Source organism: Acinetobacter sp. 16 (assembly GCF_033439925.1).
GTDB classification, from domain to species: Bacteria; Pseudomonadota; Gammaproteobacteria; order Pseudomonadales; family Moraxellaceae; genus Acinetobacter; species Acinetobacter junii.
The window spans coordinates 281,603-307,300 of the sequence record NZ_CP137746.1 but is presented as its reverse complement, the minus strand read 5'-3'; the positions used below and the strand labels follow the sequence as shown (position 1 = coordinate 307,300).

Here is a 25,698-nt window from a genome sequence, read left to right as displayed (position 1 = left end):
ATGTATAATTAAATAAATTATTATAAAACAACTATTTAGATGCAAATTAGGATGGTTATTTTTTAGAATAAGTAAGTTGCAAAATTAATGATCGAATACCTAACCAAACTGGAGCAAAAAGCGTTCATTCTGGCGCAGTGATGCACGTAATACTTAACTCAATTTCAAACAATCAAATTGATTAAAAATAAAATGACTAAAGATAAAAAAGCCAGCAAATTGCTGGCTTTCAAAGCATCAATCAATTACATGATTAGAATGTTTTGTTTAATGTAAATACTGCACCTGTTTCAACACCACGTTTATATGGTTGAGCATTTGCATCAATGTTTGTTCCTACAGCAGCTAGTTCAGCTGATAAACCAGGTACTGATTTCACGCTATAAGTTACACCAACTTTCCAATCGACATAGTTATCGTCTTCACTACCGTTGTCACTAAAGTCGTAATCATCAGCTTTAGTATAACCAACGCTAGCTACACCACCAAAACCAGTATCAGCGAAAGGAACAGTATAAGTTGCGTTTAAATACCACGCATCTTCTTCTAAACCAAAGAAGTCGTTGGTGTAGTTAACAGCAGCTAAAAGACTGTCACCAGAAGCAATAACACTGCTGAATCCTAATTTAGCGTATAACTCAAGCCAGTTAAAATCTGAAGCACTTGGATAACCGTAATACCATAAACCAACATCTAATTTTGGCTTACCAGCAAATGGTAATTCAGTTGCATAACCTACATATGGGTCTAACTCCAAATGTGGATCAGCAGAACCAAAATTTACATTTGAACCCCATACCCCTGCATACAAACCAGAAGAATGAGATAAAGCAAAACCACCTTGTAATGCTGGATCACTTTGAGTTTGTGTCATACCACGATAACGGTAGTCTGTAGTTAAAGCAGCATTACCAGAAAAGCTAAGGCCATACTGAGATAAAGTATTTGTTTCTTCGGCCATAGTAAAAGTCGAAGTCACAGCAAAAATACTCAACGCGATCGCTTTACATGCAAATTTCATCATATTGATCTCCCCCATGATGGATATTCGACTGATTTATGTTTTAAGTTGCATCATTTTGTAATTAGCAATTGCTGTGCCAACTTTTAGAAATGCTTGCTAAATCTAGCTTCTGTTCAATAAGAGTGCTATCGACGCCATTTGGCTGTGCTGAAATATTATTTTTTCTTTAATAAGGTTCATTTTTCTGAACTATTAAGAAGAACTGCCATTGTTGCGCCTAAAAAATGCACAAAAATAATGCAATTCAATTTAATAAAAAGTGCTGTTCTCCTTAAATAACAATTAAATATGTTGATATAGCCTGAATCGCCCCCTAAAAGTGCACAGATAAAACTTAAATCTGCCTGAAAATAATGGTGCGTTTTTGTACAGCAAAAAATGTCATTCGTCGGGATGTAATTTTTTGCAAATCAGTCGAATAGCTTTTGATCAAAGAAAAAATAAATCATTAAAATAAAAGAGAAAAATAGAAACAAATCACGTATTTTAAATGCATTAAGCTAAAAAATAATCAATATATTTTACGATTAAAATAAAACAATATATTAATAAAAATCAATATATTAATTTAAATATGATTTAATTTTAAACGATAATTAAATCATAAAATGTTAGCTTAATTTTGTGTAAAAATGATTAAAATAATTTAATAAAAATCTATATTTTTTATGTATAACTTATACAATTGGTCAAAATTTCTATTTGATCGAAATTGATCTTATTTATTATGAGGCCACCTATGCCAAAGGCAAAGAAACTAACATTAGCGGTTTTGATTAATGCCGCATTGATCTCCTCAACATATGCAAGCGAACAAAGCGAAGCTAAAGGTTTTGTTGAGGATGCAAATGGTTCAGTATTGTTCCGCACAGGCTTTTTAAATCGTGATAAAAAAGACGGTTTAACAAATGATACAAGCTCAACAGCGCAAACTGCCATTTTTGATCTTCAATCAGGCTTTACAAAGGGTGTTGTTGGCTTTGGTGTTGGCCTAGTAGGTGATGCATCTTTCAAGCTTGGTGCGAATAATAATACGGGTAATCAAATGATTCCTGTAGATGATCGTGGATTTGCTTATGATCATTGGGCTCGTGGTGGTGCCAATGTGAAAGCACGTATTTCCAACACAACCGTGACTTATGGTACACAGGTGTCAACACTTCCTGTCATGGCAAGTAATCAAGCCCGTTTAGTGCCTGAGTATTACACAGGTGTTTTCATTCAAAGTAATGAAATTCCAAATCTAAATGTGGTTGCAGGTAAATTCACAAAAAACCAAATGTCAAACCAAATTAGTACCGATAAAGATGTGACAGGTCAAGGGCTTGATCGTGCAGTAGTTTGGGGTGCTAAATATAAATTTAATGATCAACTCAATTCATCGTATTATGGCTTAGATGTTCAAGATAAGTTAGAACGTCATTATGCTAATGTAAACTTTACCCAAAGCTTAAAAGACAAGAGTACCTTAACACTTGATGCCATGGGTTATCATACAAAATGGGATAAAGATGCACTCACTGATTCACATACCACAGATGATCTAGCAAACCGTAAAAACTCGATTTGGGCTGTTTCAGTGGGCTATGGCAAAGATGTACATAATGTCATGCTTTCTTATCAAGATAACACAGGTAATACTGGATATGACTATGGCTATAATGCTGATGGTTTACAAAGTATCTATGTCCCTAATTCCTATTTAGGTGACTTTAATGGTAATGATGAAAAATCTGTCGGGCTACAATATAACTACAACTTCAAAAATCACGGTTTACCTGGTCTAAACTGGACAACTGCATTTGTTTATGGTTGGGATATTGATATCGCTAAAATAACAGATCGCTCAAAAATCATTGACCAAGCCGAAGAACATGAGTTCTTTAACCAAGTCAAATATACAGTTCAAACAGGTGCATTGAAAGATGCAAGCCTACGTGTTCGCTATTCTTACTTACGTTCAAGTGATACCTATAATAATGTTTCTAAAGAATATGTCAGCAATGTCATTGGCTCAACCAATGAATGGCGTTTGTTCCTTGATATTCCTGTGAAACTGTTCTAATTCACAGCTTTATTTAAGTCATAAAGAAACCTCCATTCAATTGAATGGAGGTTTCTTTATCAGCTAGACTTTAAATCATAAAATCTAGCTGAATCTACTCAGAAAATTACTTCTTAGCAGCTTCGATTGCTTTCAATACTTCAGCCTTAGCAACATCTGCACTTTCCCAACCGCTAATTTTTACCCATTTGCCTGGCTCTAAATCTTTGTAATGTGCAAAGAAATGCTCAACTTGGCTAATCAATAATGGCGGAAGATCCGTATATTCTTTAACATCTTTGTATAGTGGAGATAACTTTTCGTGTGGAACCGCGATAAGTTTCGCATCGATACCACCATCATCTTCCATATTTAATTTACCAACTGGACGGCAACGAATCACAGAACCAGCAGCAACAGGATGTGGAGTTACAACAAGAACGTCTAATGGGTCACCATCTTCAGATAATGTATTTGGCACATAACCGTAGTTCGCAGGGTAGAACATTGCTGTACCCATAAAACGATCTACAAATAACGCATCCGAATCTTTATCGATTTCGTATTTGATAGGTGCTGCATTTGCAGGAATTTCAATGATGACATAAATGTCGTTTGGTGCGTCTTTACCCGCAGGAATATTGCTATAACTCATATCAACACTCGTTTATATTGGTGAACTTAGATGTAAATCCGAGAGATTATAACGTGAATACAATGAAAATGATGCTAGAAAACCATCAGCTAGAAAATTTTCTATTTTATTCACCTTAAGTCATTTTGACAGTAATCACAAAAAGGAGAATCGGACAAAGTAGCGAAAAAAACCAAATGATCGAACGTAAAGTCGCTAAATTCGCTAGATAACAAATACCGTAAATCACGCGAAAAACGATATAAGCCCAACCTAAAGTCATAATAAATTTCTCAGGTACCACCATATATTCAGCCATTAATATAGCCGCAATAAACAAAGGTAAGCTTTCAAAACTATTTTGCTGTACAGCATTGGCACGTGCGGCCAAACCTGTCGTTTTAGCTAGAAATTCACGCGGATTCTGATTATCTTTTGCTTGAAAACCACCCTTCGATTTTGCAATCAAGGTGAAAACATAGGGCAACAGACACGCGACGATAATAATCAATATAATGCCGCCAATACCTTGCATGCTCACATCCGTCACTTGAAATTCTTTTGATCATGCTATCATAACCTAAAATTTATTTAATTTTCATTTGTGTATATTCGACAAATCTCTCAAGTTTATATGCCATCCACTTGTAACTCATTTTTAGTTTTCTAGGGTTAGACTATGCAACATCCAGATCAAAAAGAAATGTTTGAAGTACTTGCACAGCAACGACAACATCAAGTCCTCGTAGATCGTGTATTGAAAGTCGTGCTGCCAATCATGGCATTTTTACTCAGTGTCATTTGTGCAAACTTGAACTGGCAATCGACTCTAGGAACCTTTGTTATACTGACGATTGCCTTCTATGCTGTTGGGATTAAGCGTTTAACGCTTTGGCATTGGTTGAGTATTATTGTTGCTTACGCTGTAGCAGATAATTATTTTAGTTTTAATGGGATTGATCCTACTCGTCTACGTTTCCAACTTGCCACAATGGTTGTATTTGTCGGGATTGTCGGCATAGGTCGACCGTATATTGATCGCTGGTTAATGAAGTCGAATAACTCTAAATAAACCCAAACAAAAAAACGCCGCGATTGCGGCGTTTTTGCAGCCTCCCTTTTTTTAAAGGGTGAGCTGCGGTTATAGCAGTGTAAAGGTTGGTTGCTTAAGCAGGTTTACGTAAATCTTTACGTAAGATTTTACCTACGTTTGATTTTGGTAAGTCATCCATAAACTCAACATAACGAGGGCATTTGTAACCTGTTAAGTTTTGTTTTGCATAAGCCAAGATTTCTTCAGTCGTTAATGACTGATCTTTTTTCACGATGAATAGTTTTGGCACTTCACCTGATTTTTCATCAGGCACACCAATCGCAGCAACTTCCAATACTTTAGGATGTTTTGCAATCACTTCTTCGATTTCACTTGGATAAACATTAAAGCCTGAAACCAAGATCATATCTTTCTTACGGTCTACAATCTTGAAGTAACCACGTGTATCCATGATACCGACGTCACCAGTACGGAAGAAACCATCTTTAGTCATCACTTTTTCAGTTTCGTCAGGACGGTTCCAGTAACCTTTCATGACTTGAGGACCACGGATTGAAATCTCACCCTGTTCGCCTTGTGCTACTTCGTTACCATCATCATCAAGCAATACAACTTCTGTTAATGGCAATGGAATACCGATTGTGCCACTAAACTCAGTTGTTGTTGGTGGGTTTGCAGTTGCAACTGGTGAAGTTTCAGATAAACCATAACCTTCGATAATGATCGTACCTGTTACTTTCTTCCAAGCAGCAGCAGTTGAAGGCAATACAGCCATACCACCACCCATTGCCATCTTAAGATTGCTATGGTCAAGTTGTTTAAACTCTTCATTGTTCACTAAAGCATTAAATAATGTATTTACTGCTGGGAAGAATGAAGGTTTATATTTGCGTAATTCACCAACAACAACTGGTAAGTCACGTGGGTTAGGAATCAAGATATTCGCTTGACCTTTGTACATACCGTAAAGTGCACACACCATGAATGCAAAGATGTGATAAAGCGGTAAAGCACATACGATACGGTCATCTTTAGCACCATCACCCGTACCGAATTTACTTGAGAAAATTCCGTCACACTGCAATAAGTTTGATACAAGGTTGCGATGAGTTAATTCAGCACCTTTTGAAACACCTGTTGTACCACCTGTGTACTGAAGTACAGCAGTGTCACTCAAGGTTAAGCTTGGACGTTTATAATTGCTTGGGCTTACTTTGTTTAATGCAGTATTAAACTTCACATGACCTGGAATGTTCCAAGCAGGAATTTGCTTACGCACTTTACGTAAAACGAAGTTAACGATCGTACCTTTTAAGGTCCCCAACATATCGCCAACAGTTGCTACCACAACATGCTTCACAGGCGTTTTACCAATAATGCTTTGGTATACACTTGCAAAGTTTTCAATGATCACAAGAGCTTCCGCGCCTGAGTCATTTAATTGATGCTCAAGTTCGCGTGCTGTGTAAAGTGGATTCACATTTACCAGTACTAAGCCTGCACGGAATACACCTAAAGCAACCACTGGGTATTGGAATACGTTAGGCATCATCACCGCAACGCGTGATCCTTTTGCCAAACCCAGGCTTTGTAAATATGTTGCGAATTTACGACTAGCGACTTCTAATTCATTATACGTTAAAACTTTATCCATGAAGATAAAGGCATCACGTGAACCAAATTTTTGGAAATTGCGTTCAAAAATATCAACAAGTGAGGTGTTTTCAGCAGGCAGTGCAACTGTTTCTGGAATTCCTGTCTTTTGGTATTCAGCAAACCAAATCTTTTCCATAATGCCATTATCTCCGAGTGTAATCCTTAAAATGTAACAACGTTACTTTCCATGGCAAAACATTTTTTTTAACTTTTTGAATTGCCTTGTCAATCTATTCACACAAGATGAATATATTTCATATATAACGTATTTGTGTCGCAGAATACTAGCCTTATCTCTGAATGAGGAGTCTATTTGCTTTTTGATATCCCCGTGGTAAAAGTTGCCCCTTTGTTGCTCTTTTTCCTATATATTTTTGGAGATCATCCCCTTTCAGTTTTAGATGTTGTTGTCCTGCAGCGACTTGGATTATTTCATCTAAATTCAAGGTTGTCATGGATAAAATTTGCTCTTTTTCATCAAGTTGTATCAACTTGTTACCTTTACCTTTATTCAGCACAGGTAACTCAGTCAAATCAACGATAAGTAACCTACCCGCAGAACTTAAGATTGCAACATGTGTCGCTTGCTGAATTGGCAACAATGGTAATGCCGTCGCTTTATCTGCCACAGTCAAGAAGGATTTACCTGCCTTAGCATTGGTATCAAGTTGAGCTGCTTGTGTTTTGAAGCCGTAACCATTTGAACTCACGGCAAGCAATTCACTCGCATCATCTTCAATAAAGACTTGAATAAATGACACACCGCTGGCTGGTGCAAGTTTAGAACTTAAAGGCTCACCCAATCCACGTGCCGATGGCAAACTACTGATCGGTAAAGCATAGCTTCGACCTGTTTCATCCAAGAAATACACCCGCTGATTGGTCTTTCCAACTGCATGGCTGAGATATTGATCGCCAGCACGATAGTTTAAGTTCGCAGCATCGACATCACCGCCTTTGGCAGCTCTCACCCAACCTGCTTCGGATAAAACAACCGTCACCGTTTCCGCAGGCATTAAGTCCTGCTCTTTAATTTGTACAGCATCAGCACGAGTAACGATAGGTGAACGGCGATCATCACCGAACTTTTTAGCATCTTCTTTTAATTCATTTATGATTAAATTCTTCAATGATTCTGGGTTTGCCAATTGCTCACGAATAATCGCAGCTTTCGCTTCTAACTCTTCCTGCTCACGACGAATTTCCATTTCTTCAAGCTTGGCGAGGTGACGAAGCTTTAACTCTAAAATGGCTTCCGCTTGAATGTCATCAATCCCAAAGTGCTGCATCAACACTGGTTTTGGTTGATCTTCCTCACGAATAATTCGAATCACAGTATCAATATCGAGATAAGCAGTTAAAAGACCTGCCAAGATATGCAGTCGTTTTTCGATTTTATTTAAATGGTATTGAAGACGACGTGTCACCGTTTGCTTACGAATTTCAATCCATTCCAACAAAATACGGCGAATCGATTTAACTTGCGGACGACCATCCGCGCCAATCATATTTAGATTGACGCGATAGCTAGATTCCAAATCCGTCGTAGCAAATAAGTGACTCATTACCGTTTCTGCATCGACACGGTTAGAGCGCAGTACAATCACCAAACGTGTTGGGTTTTGATGATCCGATTCATCTCGTACATCACTGACCAAAGGCAATTTCTTAGCGATCATTTGATCAGCGATTTGAGTAATCACTTTGGAACCTGAAACTTGATACGGTAGTTCAGTAATTACGATTTCATTTTTATCAATGGTATATACCGCACGCATACGATAACTACCACGACCTGTGGTTTGAATTTTTAATAATTCTTCAGGTGGGGTAATAATTTCTGCTTTAGTCGGTAAATCTGGTGCAGGGATGTATTCTGCTAATTTTTCATCTGTGGTTTCAGGATTGCGAATCAATGCAATCGTACCTTTTACCACTTCACGTAAGTTATGAGGCGGAATGTCAGTCGCCATCCCCACCGCAATTCCTGTGGTGCCATTCAGCAAAATATTGGGAATACGTGCAGGTAAAGTAATTGGTTCTTTCATCGAACCATCAAAGTTATCTTGCCATTCGCTGGTGCCCTGTCCTAGTTCACTCAGCAATAATTCACTATAAGCGGACAGTTTAGCTTCGGTATATCGCATCGCAGCGAAGGATTTAGGATCGTCTGGTGAACCCCAGTTGCCTTGACCTTCGATCAATGGGTAACGATAACTGAACGGCTGAGCCATCAACACCATCGCTTCATAACATGCTGAGTCACCATGTGGATGGTATTTACCCAGTACATCACCGACAGTACGTGCAGATTTCTTTGGCTTACCTGTTGATTTTAAACCTAACTCACTCATCGCATATACGATACGGCGCTGTACAGGTTTTAAACCATCACTGATATGTGGCAATGCACGATCCATGATCACGTACATGGCATAGTTTAAATAAGCTTGTTCTGTGAATTCAGCTACGGAACGGTTTTCGGTTGCATGATGTGCAAGGCTGGTCATTTCAGCGAGTCATCCAAAATCATTGTTATCGTCAATGCTTTGTATGCTATGTGGATGAAAGCGTTGTGACAAGCCCTTGTTGTTGTTTAAACGTCAAATGCTGTCTTACAAGAGATGTTATTTCTTAAATACAATCTGAAAAATTATGAGACAAATAAACATAATATTCGGAATAAGATAATTCAGTTGATCTTGTTGAGTATTTCTTAGTAATTTGAACAATCCGACAGTCACTCCGAATAAAAGGAGATCATGCAGAATGTTTAAAACATCTAACTGAGACTTATACTGTGCCAGAAAATATACAATCACCAAGATAAGAAAAAGCTTGTTACTTTTATAAAAATCTTTCTTATCAAACTTGATATCATTAGACTTCTTGCAAAAATCAAAAAACGATCAACGTTTTGTTTGTTTTTTATCCACATTAAAAAGTCATGTTCTACTATCATGAGTACATGAAATATGAAAAAGTAAAGATGCTATCAAATAGTCAGTTTAAACGACTGATTGGAATACAACCCTCAACCTTTTTAGAAATGCTTGAAGTATTAGAGTCAAGCCAAGTCAATACTCAACGAGGTAGACCTTCGAGTCTTTCACTTGAAGACCAACTGTTAATGACGCTAAGTTATTGGCGTGAATATCGCACGCTCTTTCATGTTGCTATGAGTTATGGAATCCACGAATCAACTGCGTCCAGAATTATTCATAAAATAGAAAATATTTTAATAAAATCTGATAAATTTCATTTACCTAAGAAACTACCGCATGGTGCATGGATAGATTGGAATGTTGTTATTGTCGATGCAACTGAAATGACAATTGAGCGTCCAAAAAAAACAGAAAAGATTCTACAGCGGTAAGAAAAAACGACATACGATCAAAGCTCAACTCATCATTCATTATGAAACGATGCAGATTATTTCATTAGGTCTTACACATGGGAGTACACATGATTTCCAGTTGTTTAAGGCTCAACGTAAAAAGCAGAGATATCAAGCCTTTATGCTTATTGATAAAGGTTATTTAGGTTTAAATCGTTTGGGGATAAAATGCCTGATGCCATTCAAGGCAAGTAAAAAGAAGCCGTTAACTTTATTACAGAAGCAAATAAATCGGGAAATTAGTAAACGTCGTATTCGAATTGAACACGTCAATGAAAAATTAAAGACCTTTAGAATTCTGGCTACACGTTATCGAAATAGGCGTAAACGCATGGGTTTACGTCTGAATTTAATTGCTGCAATTTACAACATGGAGTTGGTTAAAAAATGATTTTTGCAAGAGGTCTATTCATTTTAATTTATCTCAAAGCATCGCATATACAGCTAATCAATCAATGCTCATCCGTAGACGAAGCAGATTCCGCATCATCTTCTTTATAAATAAATTTCGGCATTTCCAAGCCAAAATAAATCGCGATCAAACGTAAAGTGAAACCAAAAACCAAAGTGAAAATAACGGTCAAATCATGTGGCAAACCGACCTCTAAGCAGACCCAATAACAGATCACAGCAACAAAGGAGATACTGGCATATAGCTCACGGCGGAACACTAAAGGCACGTCATTACACAGAATATCACGCAGAATACCACCTGATACTCCTGTCAAAACTCCTGCAACGGCTGAAACGACAAAACCGTGCCCCATCGACAACGCAATTTGGCAACCAATAATGGTAAAACCAATTAAACCTAAAGCATCAAGTACCAAGAAGATATTGCGTAAATGCTTCATCCATTTGGCAATAATAATCGTGACAAATGCGGCACAACACGTCAGTACCAAATACTCAGGATGCTTCACCCAAGTTAAAGGATAATGCCCTAACAACACATCTCGAACTGAACCACCACCCAAAGCTGTCACACAGGCAATCAGTGTCACACCGAACCAGTCCATACTACGACGGCCCGCTGACAGAGCTCCTGTCATTGCTTCCGCAGTAATGGCAATAATGTAAATAACGGTGAGCAACATCTGCCTACATCCTTCAATCAGGCATAAAAGTGTGCGCTATTTTAAGACAAACTTAGATGAATTGTGCACAACATTGTTTAAATTTTTTCCCCGAACCACAAATACACGGTTGTTTCATGGTGACTTGCATATTCAAGGTTGGATCAAGAAAATACCAACGCTGCTGATGTAAAACAAAATGTGAAATTTCATGATGTATATGCTGCTGTTTTGCATCCTGATTTTGATCACAATAATGGGCTTTGAATTCGACTAAGGCATGAGTTTTATCAAGTTTAGGCTGGTATTGTAACACTTCTAATTTTAACCATTGATTAGACTGACTCCAATCTGCGATTGCAGCACGATCAAGCATAGACTGTTGACCTAAAGCAGTCGTCTTAATAATATAATCTATTTTTTGCAAGGCAAACGCGCTATAGCGTGAACGCATCAACTGCTCTGCATGTTCAGCAAATTGTTGTTTTAGATGCAAAGGCTGACAACAATTTATGTATAAACCTTGTCCGCAAGGGCAATTCTCTAACACAGTCATTTTTCATTCTCAAAAATAAAAACCCTGAGAAAACCATAATGTGATTGCTCTACATATTAGATTTAGCTCAGGGACTTAAAGCAACTCAACAAATCGAATTACTTTTCAGATGTTTTGTCTTTTGCAATGATGCGCACTTTTTCAATCTTGTGCCCATCCATCGTCACCACCTCAAAGCGATGACCATCGGCTTCGATCATTTCACCATTTTCAGGCAAACGTCCTAAATGGAAAAGAATATAACCCGACAAAGTTGAATATTCTTCACTTTCATCAACTAAGTCCTTACCGAGTAACAATGACACATGGCGAATATCAGTCGATCCTTCTAACAACATTGAACCGTCTTCTAAGCTTGCTGCCGCAGCTTCGAGTTCATCCTCATCAGGGAACTCACCAGCAATTGCTTCAAGCACATCAATAGGAGTCGCAATACCCTCAATTGAACCATATTCATTGAGTACAATCGCCATTTGCAAAGGTGCTTGACGTAATTGCTCCATCACCATCAACACTTGCGCATTTTCATGAACAATCAAAGGTTCTCTAATATGTTTTGTGAAATCAATTGAGCCTGTTTCAATATATTCATTTAATACTTTATGAGTCAGAACAATACCTTCAATATTATCCAGCTCACCACGCGCAATAATTAAACGTGAGTGGGTCATTGCCATTAAGCGCTGTTTTAACTCTTCAGGATCAGAATCTAAATCTAACCACTCTAACTCTGGACGAGGTGTCATGACCGATTTAACAGGTCGTTCCGACAATCCCAGTACACCTTGTACAAGTACGCTATGGTACACACCATTATCTTCGTCAAAGACTTCTTTGGCATAAGCTTGAGTTGCTAAAACATCTTCCGCTTCTTTGTTTTGACCATCATTTTTGCCGCCCAACATACGCAACACTGCTGAAGCAGTGCGATAGCGCAAGTCAGTCGTTGTCACAAGTTTTTCTTGGTTACGACGCATAGTTTGGTTGACCATTTCAACCAAAACAGAGAATCCGATCGCTGCGTATAAATAGCCTTTCGGAATATGGAAACCAAAGCCTTCAACGACTAAGGAGAAACCAATCATCATCAAGAAACCGAGACACAGAATCACAACGGTTGGGTGTTTGTTGACGAACTCCATCAAAGGACGTGCTGCCAACAACATGATACCAATCGCAATAGTCACCGCGATCATCATCACTGAAAGGTCTTTGACCATACCCACAGCGGTGATCACACTATCAAGTGAGAATACCGCATCAAGTACAACGATCTGTACAACCACCATCCAGAATGCAGCATGTACTGGATTTTCTTCTTTTAAGGTCTGCTTACCTTCAATTCGCTCATGTAATTCCATTGTTCCTTTAAACAATAAGAACACACCACCGAACAACAGAATCAAATCTCGCCCTGAGAAAGGATGATCGAACACATGGAAAAGCGGTTGGGTTAAAGTGACCACCCAAGCGATAGATGCCAACAAAACCAAACGCATTAATAATGCGAGAATTAAACCAATTCTACGAGCAGCAGCACGTTGTTCTGGCGGTAATTTTTCCGCCAAAATCGCAATAAAAACAAGGTTATCAATACCTAATACGATTTCCAATACGACTAGAGTCGCCAAACCAACCCATGCAGAAGGGTCAGACATCCATTCGAAGATCATTGACGAGACTCCTCTGCAAAATTGGCAGCAAGGTATTGGAGTTTAAATTTTAAAAGGCCAGCATTAGCAGCCAAAACATTTTTCTTAGGAAATAAAAACAAAGCGGAGCGACAACAACCACTACTCATAGAGGTACATAAATTAATAAAAGGATTTTCAGTATAGGCAAGATCGTAGTGAAATTCACCTTTTTTATGTGGATGTTTCTTACAAATTCTTTCTAAGTATTGCCAAAAGAGATTGTATGTAAAATGTGCATAAAACTGTCATAAAAGTGATTTAGCCTAGACAACTACAATGAAAATGATAAGGTGAAAAATAAACGAAATGAATAGTGTACTAAGAATGACTGAGAAAAGAACAACACCTCTCCCAAAAACAACTCAAGCTTTAATTGCGCTATATTGTGGTTCACGTACCGGTAATAAACCAATCTACCGCGATAAAGCGATTGAACTCGCACAGCATGTCGCTGATCAAGGCTTTGGCATCGTATATGGCGGTGCTAGTATTGGTCTAATGGGACAAGTCGCAGACACGGTTTTAGAACATGGTGGCGAAGTCGTTGGTGTAATTCCTGAGTTCATGCTGGATTATGAAATTGCTCATAGTAAACTCACCGAGTTACACGTCGTTGAGACCATGCATGAACGTAAAGCGTTAATGGCTGAGCGTGCTAGTGCCTTTATTGCTCTGCCAGGTGGCTTGGGAACTTTTGAAGAAATTCTAGAAATTGCGACTTGGGGACAACTCAATCAGCATCAAAAACCAATGATTATTTATAACGTCAATCGTTTCTATGATGCACTGATTGCTCAACTTGATTATGCAGTAGAAGAAGGATTTCTTCCCCCTCAACATCGTGCCAAAGTGATTATTTGTGAAACCACTGAACAAATTTCTAATGTAATTAAAAATTTGGATGCACCGACCCATATTGAAGTTTGATGTATTTTGATCAAAAAAGCGGACCTATTGATCCGCTTTTTTATAACTTATTACTGAACATTCACTTGATAAATTGCAGTAGAGCCACTTACTTCATTTCCGACAACCAATAAGGGCTTACCATTTGGTGAGTCTTTGGCAGCGATAAAGATCAAACCTTCTGGTCCTAAATCACCTTGCTTGGCACTATCCGTTTCCACAAAATTACGAGTCGTGAAATATTCAACAAATTTAGGCTGCATTGGTGTAGTCATGTCATATACCATCACGCCACTCATTCGCTCTAAACCAATAAATGCAAAGGTCTTCGCACCAATCGTGCCCAGTGTAATACCTTCAGGTTCAGGACCTTTATTATCACTACGATCATCTAAACTAACGGCTTCATGATCGGTATTAAAATAATTTGGAAACAGTTCAGAAATTTTCTTCTCAAACTCACTTCCTGAATCCCATACCAGCTGTCCTTGGGTATTCCAAATACTAAATGAACGTGCGCCATAGGCATACAATTTATCGTAAATTAATCGTCCATTTGCATCTAGCTTTGGTGATCCATCCGCATTGGTTTGATATCCCATATTCCATGCGATATTTAAACGGCCTAAATTACCATCTTTACGACAATCTCCTGCTTCGGTTGCTGTCGCACCACAATAGGCAAATGTAACAGGATTAAGTTTAGCTCCTTTCACACCATTTGCGATCTTTTGTAAATGGGCAGGATAATCACCTTCCGCATTGAAGCCTTTACTGTTAAATAAATGCTTCATACGGATATTTTCAACATAACCTTGAGCTAGATTACCTGCGAAGTAAGCATCTTCATCTTTTAACCATTCACGGCTATCCCCTTCATTGGCTGTGACCAAATAGGTTTGTCCATTCACTTGATAATTCGCAATCGAGTCTGGCTGATACATACCCACTAAACCAGCCCAAGTTTTGATATCTATCTCGCTGTCTCTATCACTGACATCCAGTTCATTACCCATTACGCCATGATCTTTATAGCCCAATGGATAAATATCGGTAACTTTCTGCTGAGCAATATCAATTCGTGCAATCGCATTATTTTCTTGTAATGTCACCCATGCCGTTTTGCTGTCACCTGAAATGGTGATGTATTCGGGTTCTAAATCTTGAGCAACCGTAGCATTTGGTCCAAAAATACGCACACCTTTTGCCATGAGATCTGCCTTTTGGCTATTCCAAGCTCTAAAATCAGCAATACTCGCTTTAGGTTGTTTAATGTCTCGAATATCAATAATACTGACCGAACCTTCAGGATCAATCGAATAATCATCATTTGGCTCAGCTTCATTTGCCACTAAAACAGTTTTGCCATTTGGACTAAAGGTCAGCATGTCAGGCAACGAACCTACAGCCACTTTACTCATAAAACTCAAATCTTTGGCATTAAAGAAAACCACGAGACCTGCATCGGTTTTATTTTTTGCTTGGACTGCAATCGCCACGATGCCATTTTGCACTGCAACACTATTCACTTCTGAGTCAGCTAAATAATCACGTGCAGAGAGTTCTGCAATATGAATAGGTTGTTCAGGCTTAGATGCATCTAGTACATCTACCAAACCTTTTTGTGCATTCACGACAAATAACCGTTTGCTTGCCGCATCATACGCAGGAATTTCTGCTGCACTTTCAGCAAAAATATTGGTTTTATAGTGTCCTAATACACTTAATTTAATGGTTTCAGGGGTAGGTTCAATTTGTTCTGATTTATTGTTGTTGTCATTATTATCGTTACATGCCACTAATCCCACAGACAGTAAAGCTGTCAATAAAACTGAAATCTTAAACTTCATGATCAATTTCCATACGATTTATTAAGTAGGATCAATCTAGTGTTCTGAGATTCAAATTCGATGACATTTTGATGTCATTTCGATGACGTCTCTTTGACAATTATTGTCTTTCTTTCAGGCTCTTTTGCATTAAACTTGAATAGAGTTTTAGCGCCTTAAAATATATGACAACGACGACTCATCAAGCTGTACAACCTGAATTTCGCTTGTTGGTATTATTGGTTTCGATAGGCTTCTTTATGCAAGCCTTAGACACCACGATCGTCAACACGGCGATTCCTGCTATGGCAGTTCAGCTCAATGAAGACCCATTACAAATGCATGGAGTCATTGTCGCTTATGTTTTATCCGTCGCAGCCTGTATCCCGTTAAGCGGTTGGCTTGCTGATCGCTTTGGTATTCGCAATATTTATCTCAGTTCGATGGTCATTTTCGGCTTAGCATCACTAGGTTGTGGCTTATCCCAAAATCTCGATCAGTTGCTATTCTTTCGTGTCATTCAGGGGATTGGTGGTGCATTGCTCATGCCTGTTGGTCGTTTGGCACTACTTAAATTAATTCCTCGCTCTCAGTTTCTCTCCGCTATGAGCCTAATGAGTTTGGCTGGTTTAATTGGTCCACTCATGGGACCGACATTGGGTGGATGGCTCGTCGAAGTCACCACATGGCACTGGATTTTCCTGATTAATATCCCGATGGGAGTCTTTGGGATGATCATGACCTTTAAAGTCATGCCTAACCAAAAAGAACCTAGCGTAAAAGCCTTTGATCTAAGTGGTTTTATCTTGCTCATGATCGCAATGGTCGGATTGTCTTTAGGCATTGAAAATATTGCTGCACCTCAATATTCAGGTTTAGTCAGTATTTCCTTATTAGTCGCAGGCACGATTGCAACAGTTGCGTATGCCTATCATGCACATAGCCATCAAAATGCTTTGTTTCATGGACGTTTATTTCGCTATAAGATTTTTTCAATTGGGGTACTAGGAAATTTCTTTGCTCGTCTAGGCAGTAATGCGATTCCCTTTATTTTACCGTTGATGCTGCAAGTGGCTTTTGGCTTCGAACCCTTTATCACAGGTTTAATGATGATCCCGATGGTACTAGGTTCATTATTTTCCAAACCGATTATTCGACCGATCATTCAACGAGTGGGTTATCGTCGCTTTCTGCTCACCAATACCGTATTGGTGGGTCTATGTATTGCCAGTTTTGCATTAATGACCGCTGATACGCCTCAATGGCTAAAAATATTACATTTATTTATCTTTGGGACGCTCAACTCACTGCAGTTTGTTGGCATGAATACGCTCACCCTTAAAGATTTACCACAGCATGATGCGAGTAGTGGAAATAGCTTCTTATCAATGATTATGATGCTCTCAATGAGTATCGGGGTTGCTTTAGCAGGCACATTGATCAATGTATATGGTCAACATTTTCCAGCATCATCGATAACTACAGCTTTCCATGCCACACTCATCTCTTTAGGATGTATCAATATCATTACTGCTTGGATTTTTTGGCAAATTCCCAAAGAAACAACAGATTAATTAAGTAATAAAATATCAAAAATAAGAAGGATCTAGAGATGATCGTCCCTAAATATTGGGCTGAAGCAAAAACCAAAACGAAATTTGAAGGTCGCCAATATACGATTAAACGCTTTGGTTGGTCAGATGAAAATATTGAAGCGGCTCAGCAGCATGCCGAGCAACGAGTCTTTGAGGCGCTTGAACAACTTAAAATAGATAAAAAGGTTCGGCGTATCGATCATAAAGTTGCTTATAACGGTGCAGAGGGCTTACCTATTCGAGAGGAAATCATCAGCCAGTACGATGATGTGATTATTACGCGTAATAGCTATGGTGCATTATGTCTAAACACACCTGATGTCTTATTCGCAGATATTGATTTTGTGACCCAACCTCATTCTAGTTTGTACTTCATCATTTTCTTTATATTACTGGCTAGCAGCGGTTTAGGCGCATTTTATTTTTCTTCTGGGTTTATCTTTGGCATTGGATTTGTCCTTTCGCTTCTAGTTACGAGCCTGATTGCAAAATCAGTATTTAAATTCCAACAAAAACTTAAGGGCACACCTGAACAACAAGCTCTAGAGAAAATTAGAGCGTTCTCAACACATTATCCAACATGGCACTTACGTGTTTATCGCACGCCGAATGGTTATCGAATTTTAGTTATGCATCAAATCTTTGAGCCTCGAGGTGAGCAAGTTCAATCATTTTTCAAAGCAATTTATGCCGATCCCTATTATGACCTGATGTGCCAAAATCAAAATTGCTTTCGCGCCCGAATCAGCCCTAAACCGTGGCGAATAGGCGTAGAGCGATTAAGACAAGGTATATGGCCGATATCAAACGAGCGCATGGCACACAGAGAAAACTGGGTTCGTGAATATGAACAACAGGCTAAAGATTATGCATCGTGTAGATTTGTGGAACAATTTGGTAGTCAGATGGTTCATCCCAAAGCAAAACGAGTACAATCAATCCATGATCAGTATTGTAAATCCGACTCTCTATTAGACCTTGCATAACTTCTGACGACATGGCGAAAAAAACTGCGAAATACCGACTCTCTGAGCATTATCCGACTTATACCAGTATCGGTTTAGCCGTCATGTTAGGTATCGTCAGTTATTTCGGTTTGTTCTACCAACAAAAAGCTTCTGCACAAGATTATTCGATTCGCGGTTTAGATGTTTCACATCATCAAGGTGAGATTAACTGGAAAAAAATCTCTCCGATGCAATATCAATTTGTCTATCTCAAAGCCACAGAAGGTGGCGATTTTAAAGATCGTAAGTTTCAGGACAACTGGCTAAAAGCTCGCGAACAGGGGTTGCATGTCGGTGCTTATCATTTCTATCGCCTGTGTCGTGATGGCAAAGTTCAAGCTGAAAATTTTATCGCGACTGTTCCAAAGAAAGCAGATGCCCTTCCCCCTGTGATTGATTTGGAATATGACAGTAATTGTATTAATACTTATACCAAAGAACAGTTACTCAAAGAAATTCAGGTCATGCATGATCAATTACAACAACATTATGGCAAACAACCTATTTTCTATATTTCTAAGAGTTTTTATCACATCGTTTTGATGGGGAGCTTTAACGATACGCCGCTATGGGTTCGTGATTACGAAGCTAAACCAGAATTAAAAGACGGACGAAAATGGCTATTTTGGCAACACACCCAAACTGGAAAAATTGATGGGATACCTAAAGCTGTTGATTTAAATGTGTATGCGGATTCACCACGCCAGTGGCGTATCTTCCTTGAGCAGCAAGGCATTCAAGATGGCAAATGAGTTACGCAAAATCATTCATATCGATATGGATGCTTTTTTTGCCTCAGTTGAGCTACGTGATCGTCCTGAACTTAAAGACTTACCAGTGGTCATTTCCTCACACCATCCACGCGCTGTCATTGCCGCTGCCTCCTACCCTGCTCGTGTTTTTGGTCTACGTTCTGCGATGTCGATGGGACAAGCAAAAAAGCTTTGTCCTCAAGTGGTGGTGATTGAACCTCATTTTGAGAAATATCGCGAAGTTTCAGCACAAATTCATCAAATTTTTCAGCAATACACACCACTCATCGAACCATTATCTTTAGATGAGGCTTATTTAGATGTCACTGAGAATCTAAAAAACATCCCGAGCGCTACTGAAGTTGCGACTCAAATTCGCGCAGATATTTTTGCCGTCACAGGACTAACAGCCTCCGCGGGCGTTGCACCTAATAAGTTTTTGGCTAAGATCGCATCTGATTGGAATAAACCGAATGGATTATTTGTAATCAAACCCCATCAAATCCAACATTTTATTCAAGACTTAGCACTGAATAAAATCCCAGGCGTTGGCAAAGTTACACATGAAAAATTAAATCAATTAAATTTACACACCTTGGGCGACCTACAAAAAATAGAAGAGAACGTACTCATCCATCACTTCGGAAAATACGGTAAACAACTATATTTATACGCACAAGGTATTGATCATCGTCCCGTCAAAGCAGAACGTGAACGCCAACAAATCTCGAAAGAAATTACCTTTGATGATGACTACACATTGAATCAATGTACTCATGCTTGGCAGCCTTTAGCAGAGCAAGTCTGGCGCAGTTTGCAAAAAAAACAACTGACTGCTCGTGGGGTAAACGTCAAACTCAAACTCAAAAACTTTCAAACCTTGCAGCATAGTAAGAGTTTTAAACTCCCTCTGCGCTCGCAGCAAGATTTAGAACAAGTGGTTTTGCAATTAATCGAAGAAATACATATTGATCAAAGTTTTCAGTTCCGTTTAGTCGGTGTAGGCGTTTACCAACTACAGACGCATGAGGAAGAATCTCAACTTTCCTTGTGGTAACGTTGCTTTTTTATGCAAAAGCACAATTCTCGTTCAAATTTATGTTTGCTTTTTATGCAGTTTTCAGTACTCTAAGCATCGCAGTGACATTATCCTTGTCATTTGCTCTTGCTAAAGAAATCCTCGCTTTTAGCATTTGCTCCTGTGGTTGGCGTGACGATCAAATCCGAATATTACAGGGCACTTCAAGTGTCCTTTGCTTTATTAAATAATTATAAAAATGAGTATTCCTAGTTTTCTCAACCACATCTTCCGCTAAACTAACCCAATAAAATTAGAAAATATTGATTAGTTAATCATGATGAATCAAAAACAAATTCTCTGTGTTGAAGATGAAGCTGCGATTATTCTTCCGCTACGCTATGCACTTGAGCGCGAAGGCTGGAGTGTAAGCTGGGCAAATACAGGGGCTCAAGCACTACAATATCTTTCAGAACAAGCTTTTGATTTTATTATTTTAGATGTTGGTTTACCTGATCAGAATGGTTTTGAAGTCTGCAAACAGCTACGCCAAAAATATCAAACACCTTTATTATTCCTCACTGCACGTGATGATGAAATTGATCGGGTTGTCGGTCTAGAAATCGGCGCAGATGATTATTGTACAAAACCTTTTAGTGCAAGAGAAATTGTGGCACGAATCAAAGCCATTTGGCGCAGAATGGAAATACAGGCGCAAAATATCTCATCACAACCATCAATTAGCAAAGTAGAAATACCCCTACAATCTGCAACATGGACGTGTAATCCGCAATCGCTACAGATTCAATATCATGGGCAAATACTGCACCTGACACGCTATGAATATCGTTTGTTATTTTTACTGATTCAGCATCCTGAACAAGTCTTTAGTCGACAACAACTGATGGATCATATTTGGGAACATCCTGAGCATAGCCTAGAACGTACAGTCGATACCCATATTAAAAGTTTAAGACAAAAGCTTAAACAAATTACCCCTGATGATGATCCCATTCGAACACATCGAGGGTTTGGGTATAGTTTAGTGAAGTTAGGTTAACCAATGTCCATCTTTATCCGCATTTGGTTTTTCTTTAGCTTAGTGGTTGTGCTGAGCCTGAGCTTTATTGCATACACGTTGAATCAACAGGTTAAACCAAATGTACGTCAAGTGGTCGAAGATACTCTCGCCGAGAATGCCAATATCATTGCCCAACTGATTGCAGAAGATGTGGCACAACAAAAAGTCAGTACACCTGAATTTGATCAAAAAATTCAAGCAGCATTATCACGCCAACTCAATGCCACAATTTGGCAGCATCAAAAAGATGAAATTAACCAACAACTGTATATTACAGATCAGCACGGTATTGTCATCTACGACTCCGAAGGTCAAGCCGTTGGGCAAGACTATTCTAAATGGAATGATGTTTATCTGACTTTACGCGGCAAATACGGCGCACGTTCTACTGCAACCAATCCTTATGATCGAAACAGCAGCGTGATGCATATTGCTGCACCCATTATTTACAAACAACAATTACTTGGTGTAGTTAGCATTGGTAAACCAAATCAATCCGTACAACCGTATATTGCTCGTGCAGAACGTCAACTGATTCATCAGGCGCTATGGATCGCCGCATTGAGTTTATTACTCGCAAGCATGGTGGCATATTGGTTAAGACACAGTATTGATAAGGTGCGTCGCTATGCTCAAGCACTAGCACCCGTCAATCAAGCTCCATTTTTCTATTCTGCAAAAGAGCTCAACCAAGTGACACAAGCGCTCAGTGAAATGCGAGAGAAACTCGAAGATCGTGCTTATGTCGAAAATTATGTCAATACGCTAACCCACGAGTTAAAAAGCCCACTCACGGCAATTCAAGCCAGTGCAGAACTATTACAAGATGATTTACCCTTAGCAGATCAACAACAATTTGCAGCACATATTGTTGAGCAAAGTCATCGCTTACAATCTTTAATCGAACGCATGCTACTGCTCACACGCTTAGAGAAAAATCAGCACGCCTTAGAGTTTCAAAACATTGATTTATCAAAATTAATTCGGGATTGTTTGATACAACAACAGAGTGCTCTCCAAATTAAACAAATTCAAGTAGAGCTGAATATTCCTGAATATTGCGCAATCTATGCTGATCCCTTTTGGCTTAAACAAGCAATCAATAATCTTTTAGATAACGCAAGAGACTTTTGCTCTGAACAAGGTCTTCTCGCAATTCAACTCAGGGCAAATACCATCACTATCACTGGTGGTATTGAAATACTATTATTCAATGAGGGTGAAGCCATCCCTGAATACGCTTTAAATCGTGTCTTTGAAACCTATTTTTCATTACCTCGTCCCCAAAATCAGCAACGAAGTACAGGTATTGGTCTGAGTATCGTGCAGCAGATTATCCAACAGCATCAAGGTCACGTCACCATTCAAAATATCCCTGAAAATTATTTAGATTTCTTAGAGCAACACAAATCAGGAGTACTGGTAAAAATTATACTTCATCGAAACTTCACATAAGCTTCAATTACAACTCATTTAGAACGCATATCGATTCGAGATACTTGTCATACCACAATGACAATGGAATCCACCATGCGCAGAAACTTTATTAATCTGAAAATAGGAGCGATTTTGTTCCTGATTTTGATTTTTTATATTGGTCTTTTTTTTATCTCTAACTTAGTAGATGAGCGCCAAAGCTATCAACAACAAGTGATTCAGGACATTGCAAAAGAACAAATTCGCCCACAACAAGTGATTGCACCCTATTTAAAACTTCCCTATCAAATTCAAACTACATGTACCGATGAACAAAAGAAAACTTACGATTGCACGCAAACAGCATTTATTACCTTAGGTGCAGAAACAACAGACTGGACAGCTGAATTTAAAGTTTCAGACAATACCTACAAACGTAGTATGTATAAAGCGATTAGTTATCAAAATCACATGCAAGGAAAAGGCGTATTTAAAGGCGCTACGATTGAACCTCAACACAACTATCTTTGGGATCAAGCTGAAATCATTTTTCCTATCCAAGATGCTCGCGGTCTAAACGCAAAGCCAACATTTAATATTGATGGAAAAAATTACAAATTTGACTTTTCTGAACAAAGCCAAGGACAGCATGGCTTTGATCTACTACATATCACCAGCAAGCAATATCCTGAACTGATTCAAAAATTCCAAAAAGGTTTTAGCTTTAGCCTACAATTTGATCTAGAAGGTTTAAGCGAATTTGCCTTTATCCCAACCAGTTACGAGATGACATATCAAGCTAAAGGCAATTGGGGTGATGTGAAATACGATGGTCAAAGTTTACCGTTTAAGAAACTGAGCAAAAGACAACTTTTTGAAGCGGACTGGAAAAATATTGCTTTAGGTAAACGTAATTTAGATCGTCTCTCAACCTGTGAAAATAGTCAGTGTTTTTACCAAGCTTTAAATACTCAAAGCAATCTGATCAGTGATGTTGAAGCTGCTTATGCTACTTCAAATACATCTTCAAATAACATTTCTGGTATTTCAACGCAATTTTTAGAACCCGTTAATATTTATACCCAAACTGATCGTGCCATCAAATATGGCATTATGGTGATCATTATTACCTTTGGTTGCTTCTTTTTATTCGAGGTTTTGAAGAATCTCAAAATTCATCCTGTTCAGTATGCTTTGGTTGCCATGGCACAAGGCGTGTTCTTCGTCTTATTACTATCAATCAGTGAATATTACGCTTTTTCCCTTGCCTATCTGATTGCGGCAGTTGCATGTATTGGCTTGATTACTTGGTATTTATACTTCGTCGTTCAAGGTTTTAAAGCCGCCATACTCTTCGGTGTTTTGCTCAGTGCTTTATACGGCATGATGTATCTATTACTACAATCCAGCGGAAAAACTTTCTTGTTTGGCTCCATTTTGTCTTTCATTTTAATTGCATGCGTCATGTACATCACACGCCACGTCAATTGGTATCAATCCGAACAACAAAACATATAAACGAATCGGGCAAAGTCATATCTTTGCCCAATTTTTAACAATGATGATAAGGAATAAGATCATGTATCACACGACCACTTCAGCTTTGAGCCAACTCAAACAACTGTGTCCCAACCAGAGCTCTATTGCGAGCTGTTTAAATCAACTTCGATAAGCCAAAATTCAATTTCTGAATCTAGGCAATATTATTATTTGCCCACAATCCCGCTCTATTTTGATTTTCAAACAACGTAAATTAATGGAAATAGAAACTTTTTCAGCCTAATTTAAACAAATTTACACTGCATCAGAATCGTATCAAGTACAATCTTTTCTATTGTTATTCATTCAGGTAAATCTTATGTCTGTGCAGCGTTTGCATGTCACTTCTCGTTACTGCGAAGTCGCAATTTCAGGAAATTTGGTTCATTTAGCAGGTCAATTAGCTGATGATACCAGTGTAAATGTAACTGCTCAGACACAGCAGACTTTAGATAATATCGATCGTTTACTAGCGGAAGCGGGAACAGATAAAACCCATATTTTGTCAGTGCTTATTTTTCTTAAAGACATCGAGAAAGATTATGCCGCGATGAATGCGGTTTGGGATGCATGGATTGCTGAAGGTCATCCCCCAGCACGTACCTGCGTAGAATCTAAACTCTATGCACCTGACGTACTAGTAGAAATGACCGTTACTGCTGTTCTTCCAGATTAAGACGATTTTGCAGCAAACATACTGTACTTCATCATACGTTCTGTTTGAGGCAATGAGGTAGATGAAGTTGTCATAATGGTATTTGATTCATAAGGATCAGATACCAAATCTTCACGTAATTCATGTTCTGTTGGAATACTACCGTAGCGTAGAACTTTATAACCAGCCAGCTCCAACAAACTATCTTGATAGTATTTTTGATTTAAACGATTAATTGAAGACTCATCTGCAATCTCAATCACAGCGAGAACCTGATATTGTTGATCAAGCACCACAAAATCTGCCACTAGTCCTTGATACTTACGGCGTGTATGCGCATATTTTGTTGTCAATAAAGCATCAAAAGACACGTGTGCAAGTACAGTATGACGTGGCAAAACAGCCTGTAAGCGCATAAGTGTAATTTGTTCAGAAATCGTGAGAATGCCGCGGCGTTTTAACGGGCTATCTTGACGTTGATTTTGATGCATACGCCGAAGCGCGAGTGCTGCAATTATTAGCAACCCAGCTAATGTAATGAAATAATACATTTCTAACCAATCCCTTTAGATTTTTTATAATCATTTGGCTTTATGCCATTTTTTAATCAATAACAGCGATAGCAAAGTCATTTTAGCAGTGCAACTTTAAAGTTTTTAATCGTTTTCTACTAGTCGACCAAAGTCGTAAAAGCTGTTCTGCTCTTTATTTATAATCATCATAGCTTAAATTTTCAAGTTGATATTGTCAGTATATGTTTCTATA

At 38.5% G+C, this 25,698-nt stretch carries 22 protein-coding genes and 1 pseudogene; 13 read left to right on the top strand and 10 right to left on the bottom strand.

The annotated features are described in order from the left end of the window. Window positions 1-253: 253 nt before the first annotated feature. Window positions 254-1,024, bottom strand: coding sequence for a TorF family putative porin (locus tag R2H34_RS01420; RefSeq protein WP_005403516.1), 771 nt, complete (start codon window positions 1,022-1,024; stop codon window positions 254-256). Between the two features lie 739 nt (window positions 1,025-1,763). On the opposite strand from R2H34_RS01420, the gene R2H34_RS01415 reads away from it, so the two are divergent. Continuing rightward, window positions 1,764-3,089, top strand: a complete 1,326-nt coding sequence (locus tag R2H34_RS01415) for an OprD family outer membrane porin (RefSeq protein WP_087540979.1) — start codon at window positions 1,764-1,766, stop codon at window positions 3,087-3,089. A 106-nt stretch (window positions 3,090-3,195) separates the two neighbouring features. On the opposite strand, the gene ppa is transcribed toward R2H34_RS01415, so the two are convergent. Both ppa and R2H34_RS01405 read right to left on the bottom strand, forming a co-directional pair. Next, window positions 3,196-3,723 carry an inorganic diphosphatase gene (gene ppa, locus R2H34_RS01410; RefSeq protein WP_004957263.1) on the bottom strand — a complete coding sequence of 176 codons (528 nt, stop codon included), beginning with the start codon at window positions 3,721-3,723 and terminating at the stop codon, window positions 3,196-3,198. Window positions 3,724-3,838: 115 nt separating this feature from the next. Continuing rightward, a complete protein-coding gene (locus R2H34_RS01405) occupies window positions 3,839-4,237 on the bottom strand; it encodes an MAPEG family protein (RefSeq protein ID WP_005403514.1) in 399 nt (132 codons plus the stop codon). Window positions 4,238-4,381: 144 nt separating this feature from the next. Here R2H34_RS01405 and R2H34_RS01400 point away from each other — a divergent pair, with 144 nt between their 5' ends. Beyond that, complete coding sequence (locus R2H34_RS01400) at window positions 4,382-4,774, top strand: hypothetical protein (protein WP_004958447.1); 393 nt, start codon at window positions 4,382-4,384, stop codon at window positions 4,772-4,774. Between the two features lie 94 nt (window positions 4,775-4,868). On the opposite strand, the gene R2H34_RS01395 is transcribed toward R2H34_RS01400, so the two are convergent. Both R2H34_RS01395 and parC read right to left on the bottom strand, forming a co-directional pair. Continuing rightward, window positions 4,869-6,548 carry an AMP-binding protein gene (locus tag R2H34_RS01395; RefSeq protein WP_087540980.1) on the bottom strand — a complete coding sequence of 560 codons (1,680 nt, stop codon included), beginning with the start codon at window positions 6,546-6,548 and terminating at the stop codon, window positions 4,869-4,871. A gap of 154 nt (window positions 6,549-6,702) precedes the next feature. Next, complete coding sequence (parC, locus tag R2H34_RS01390) at window positions 6,703-8,922, bottom strand: DNA topoisomerase IV subunit A (RefSeq protein WP_087540982.1); 2,220 nt, start codon at window positions 8,920-8,922, stop codon at window positions 6,703-6,705. 458 nt (window positions 8,923-9,380) lie between these two features. On the opposite strand from parC, the gene R2H34_RS17860 reads away from it, so the two are divergent. Then, window positions 9,381-10,200, top strand: a protein-coding gene (locus tag R2H34_RS17860; RefSeq protein ID WP_410487163.1) for an IS5 family transposase whose coding sequence is annotated in 2 segments (ribosomal slippage) — window positions 9,381-9,766 and window positions 9,765-10,200 — 822 coding nt in all. Because the reading frame shifts where the segments join, the coding sequence is not laid out codon by codon here. A gap of 61 nt (window positions 10,201-10,261) precedes the next feature. Here the strand turns inward: R2H34_RS17860 and R2H34_RS01375 are convergent. The 3 genes from R2H34_RS01375 to R2H34_RS01365 form a co-directional block, all read right to left on the bottom strand. After that, a complete protein-coding gene (locus tag R2H34_RS01375) occupies window positions 10,262-10,906 on the bottom strand; it encodes a trimeric intracellular cation channel family protein (protein ID WP_004957253.1) in 645 nt (214 codons plus the stop codon). A gap of 52 nt (window positions 10,907-10,958) precedes the next feature. Beyond that, complete coding sequence (locus R2H34_RS01370) at window positions 10,959-11,441, bottom strand: YchJ family protein (RefSeq protein WP_087540751.1); 483 nt, start codon at window positions 11,439-11,441, stop codon at window positions 10,959-10,961. Between the two features lie 98 nt (window positions 11,442-11,539). After that, on the bottom strand, window positions 11,540-13,114 hold the full coding sequence (locus tag R2H34_RS01365; protein ID WP_004917094.1) for a TerC family protein: 1,575 nt from the start codon (window positions 13,112-13,114) through the stop codon (window positions 11,540-11,542). A gap of 327 nt (window positions 13,115-13,441) precedes the next feature. Here R2H34_RS01365 and R2H34_RS01360 point away from each other — a divergent pair, with 327 nt between their 5' ends. Further along, on the top strand, window positions 13,442-14,062 hold the full coding sequence (locus tag R2H34_RS01360; protein ID WP_004917099.1) for a TIGR00730 family Rossman fold protein: 621 nt from the start codon (window positions 13,442-13,444) through the stop codon (window positions 14,060-14,062). A 50-nt stretch (window positions 14,063-14,112) separates the two neighbouring features. On the opposite strand, the gene R2H34_RS01355 is transcribed toward R2H34_RS01360, so the two are convergent. Continuing rightward, on the bottom strand, window positions 14,113-15,891 hold the full coding sequence (locus R2H34_RS01355; protein ID WP_087540749.1) for a choice-of-anchor I family protein: 1,779 nt from the start codon (window positions 15,889-15,891) through the stop codon (window positions 14,113-14,115). Between the two features lie 164 nt (window positions 15,892-16,055). On the opposite strand from R2H34_RS01355, the gene mdtD reads away from it, so the two are divergent. The 9 genes and pseudogenes from mdtD to R2H34_RS01310 all read left to right on the top strand — a co-directional run bounded on the left by mdtD (window position 16,056) and on the right by R2H34_RS01310 (window position 24,954). Then, on the top strand, window positions 16,056-17,444 hold the full coding sequence (gene mdtD / locus R2H34_RS01350) for a multidrug transporter subunit MdtD (protein WP_087540747.1): 1,389 nt from the start codon (window positions 16,056-16,058) through the stop codon (window positions 17,442-17,444). Between the two features lie 38 nt (window positions 17,445-17,482). Beyond that, a complete protein-coding gene (locus R2H34_RS01345; protein ID WP_004958421.1) occupies window positions 17,483-18,451 on the top strand; it encodes a hypothetical protein in 969 nt (322 codons plus the stop codon). An 11-nt stretch (window positions 18,452-18,462) separates the two neighbouring features. Next, on the top strand, window positions 18,463-19,224 hold the full coding sequence (locus tag R2H34_RS01340) for a GH25 family lysozyme (protein WP_087540745.1): 762 nt from the start codon (window positions 18,463-18,465) through the stop codon (window positions 19,222-19,224). Next, window positions 19,214-20,281 (top strand): DNA polymerase IV, encoded by a 1,068-nt coding sequence (gene dinB, locus R2H34_RS01335; protein ID WP_318342385.1) that lies wholly within the window; start codon window positions 19,214-19,216, stop codon window positions 20,279-20,281. Before R2H34_RS01340 ends, dinB begins: the two co-directional genes overlap by 11 nt. 298 nt (window positions 20,282-20,579) lie before the next feature. Further along, window positions 20,580-21,302, top strand: a complete 723-nt coding sequence (creB, locus tag R2H34_RS01330; RefSeq protein ID WP_087540742.1) for a two-component system response regulator CreB — start codon at window positions 20,580-20,582, stop codon at window positions 21,300-21,302. A 42-nt stretch (window positions 21,303-21,344) separates the two neighbouring features. After that, the gene (creC, locus tag R2H34_RS01325; RefSeq protein ID WP_235620018.1) at window positions 21,345-22,778 is read left to right on the top strand and encodes a two-component system sensor histidine kinase CreC; all 1,434 of its coding nucleotides are present in this window, start codon (window positions 21,345-21,347) and stop codon (window positions 22,776-22,778) included. A gap of 75 nt (window positions 22,779-22,853) precedes the next feature. Beyond that, on the top strand, window positions 22,854-24,257 hold the full coding sequence (gene creD, locus R2H34_RS01320; RefSeq protein WP_004958405.1) for a cell envelope integrity protein CreD: 1,404 nt from the start codon (window positions 22,854-22,856) through the stop codon (window positions 24,255-24,257). Between the two features lie 61 nt (window positions 24,258-24,318). Continuing rightward, window positions 24,319-24,522 (top strand): annotated as a pseudogene (locus R2H34_RS01315) (hypothetical protein). 75 nt (window positions 24,523-24,597) lie between these two features. Then, on the top strand, window positions 24,598-24,954 hold the full coding sequence (locus R2H34_RS01310) for a RidA family protein (protein ID WP_004958403.1): 357 nt from the start codon (window positions 24,598-24,600) through the stop codon (window positions 24,952-24,954). On the opposite strand, the gene R2H34_RS01305 is transcribed toward R2H34_RS01310, so the two are convergent. After that, entirely contained in the window at window positions 24,951-25,484 is a 534-nt protein-coding gene (locus tag R2H34_RS01305) for a DUF2726 domain-containing protein (protein WP_004917136.1), read from the bottom strand. The genes R2H34_RS01310 and R2H34_RS01305 overlap by 4 nt on opposite strands. Window positions 25,485-25,698: the final 214 nt, after the last annotated feature.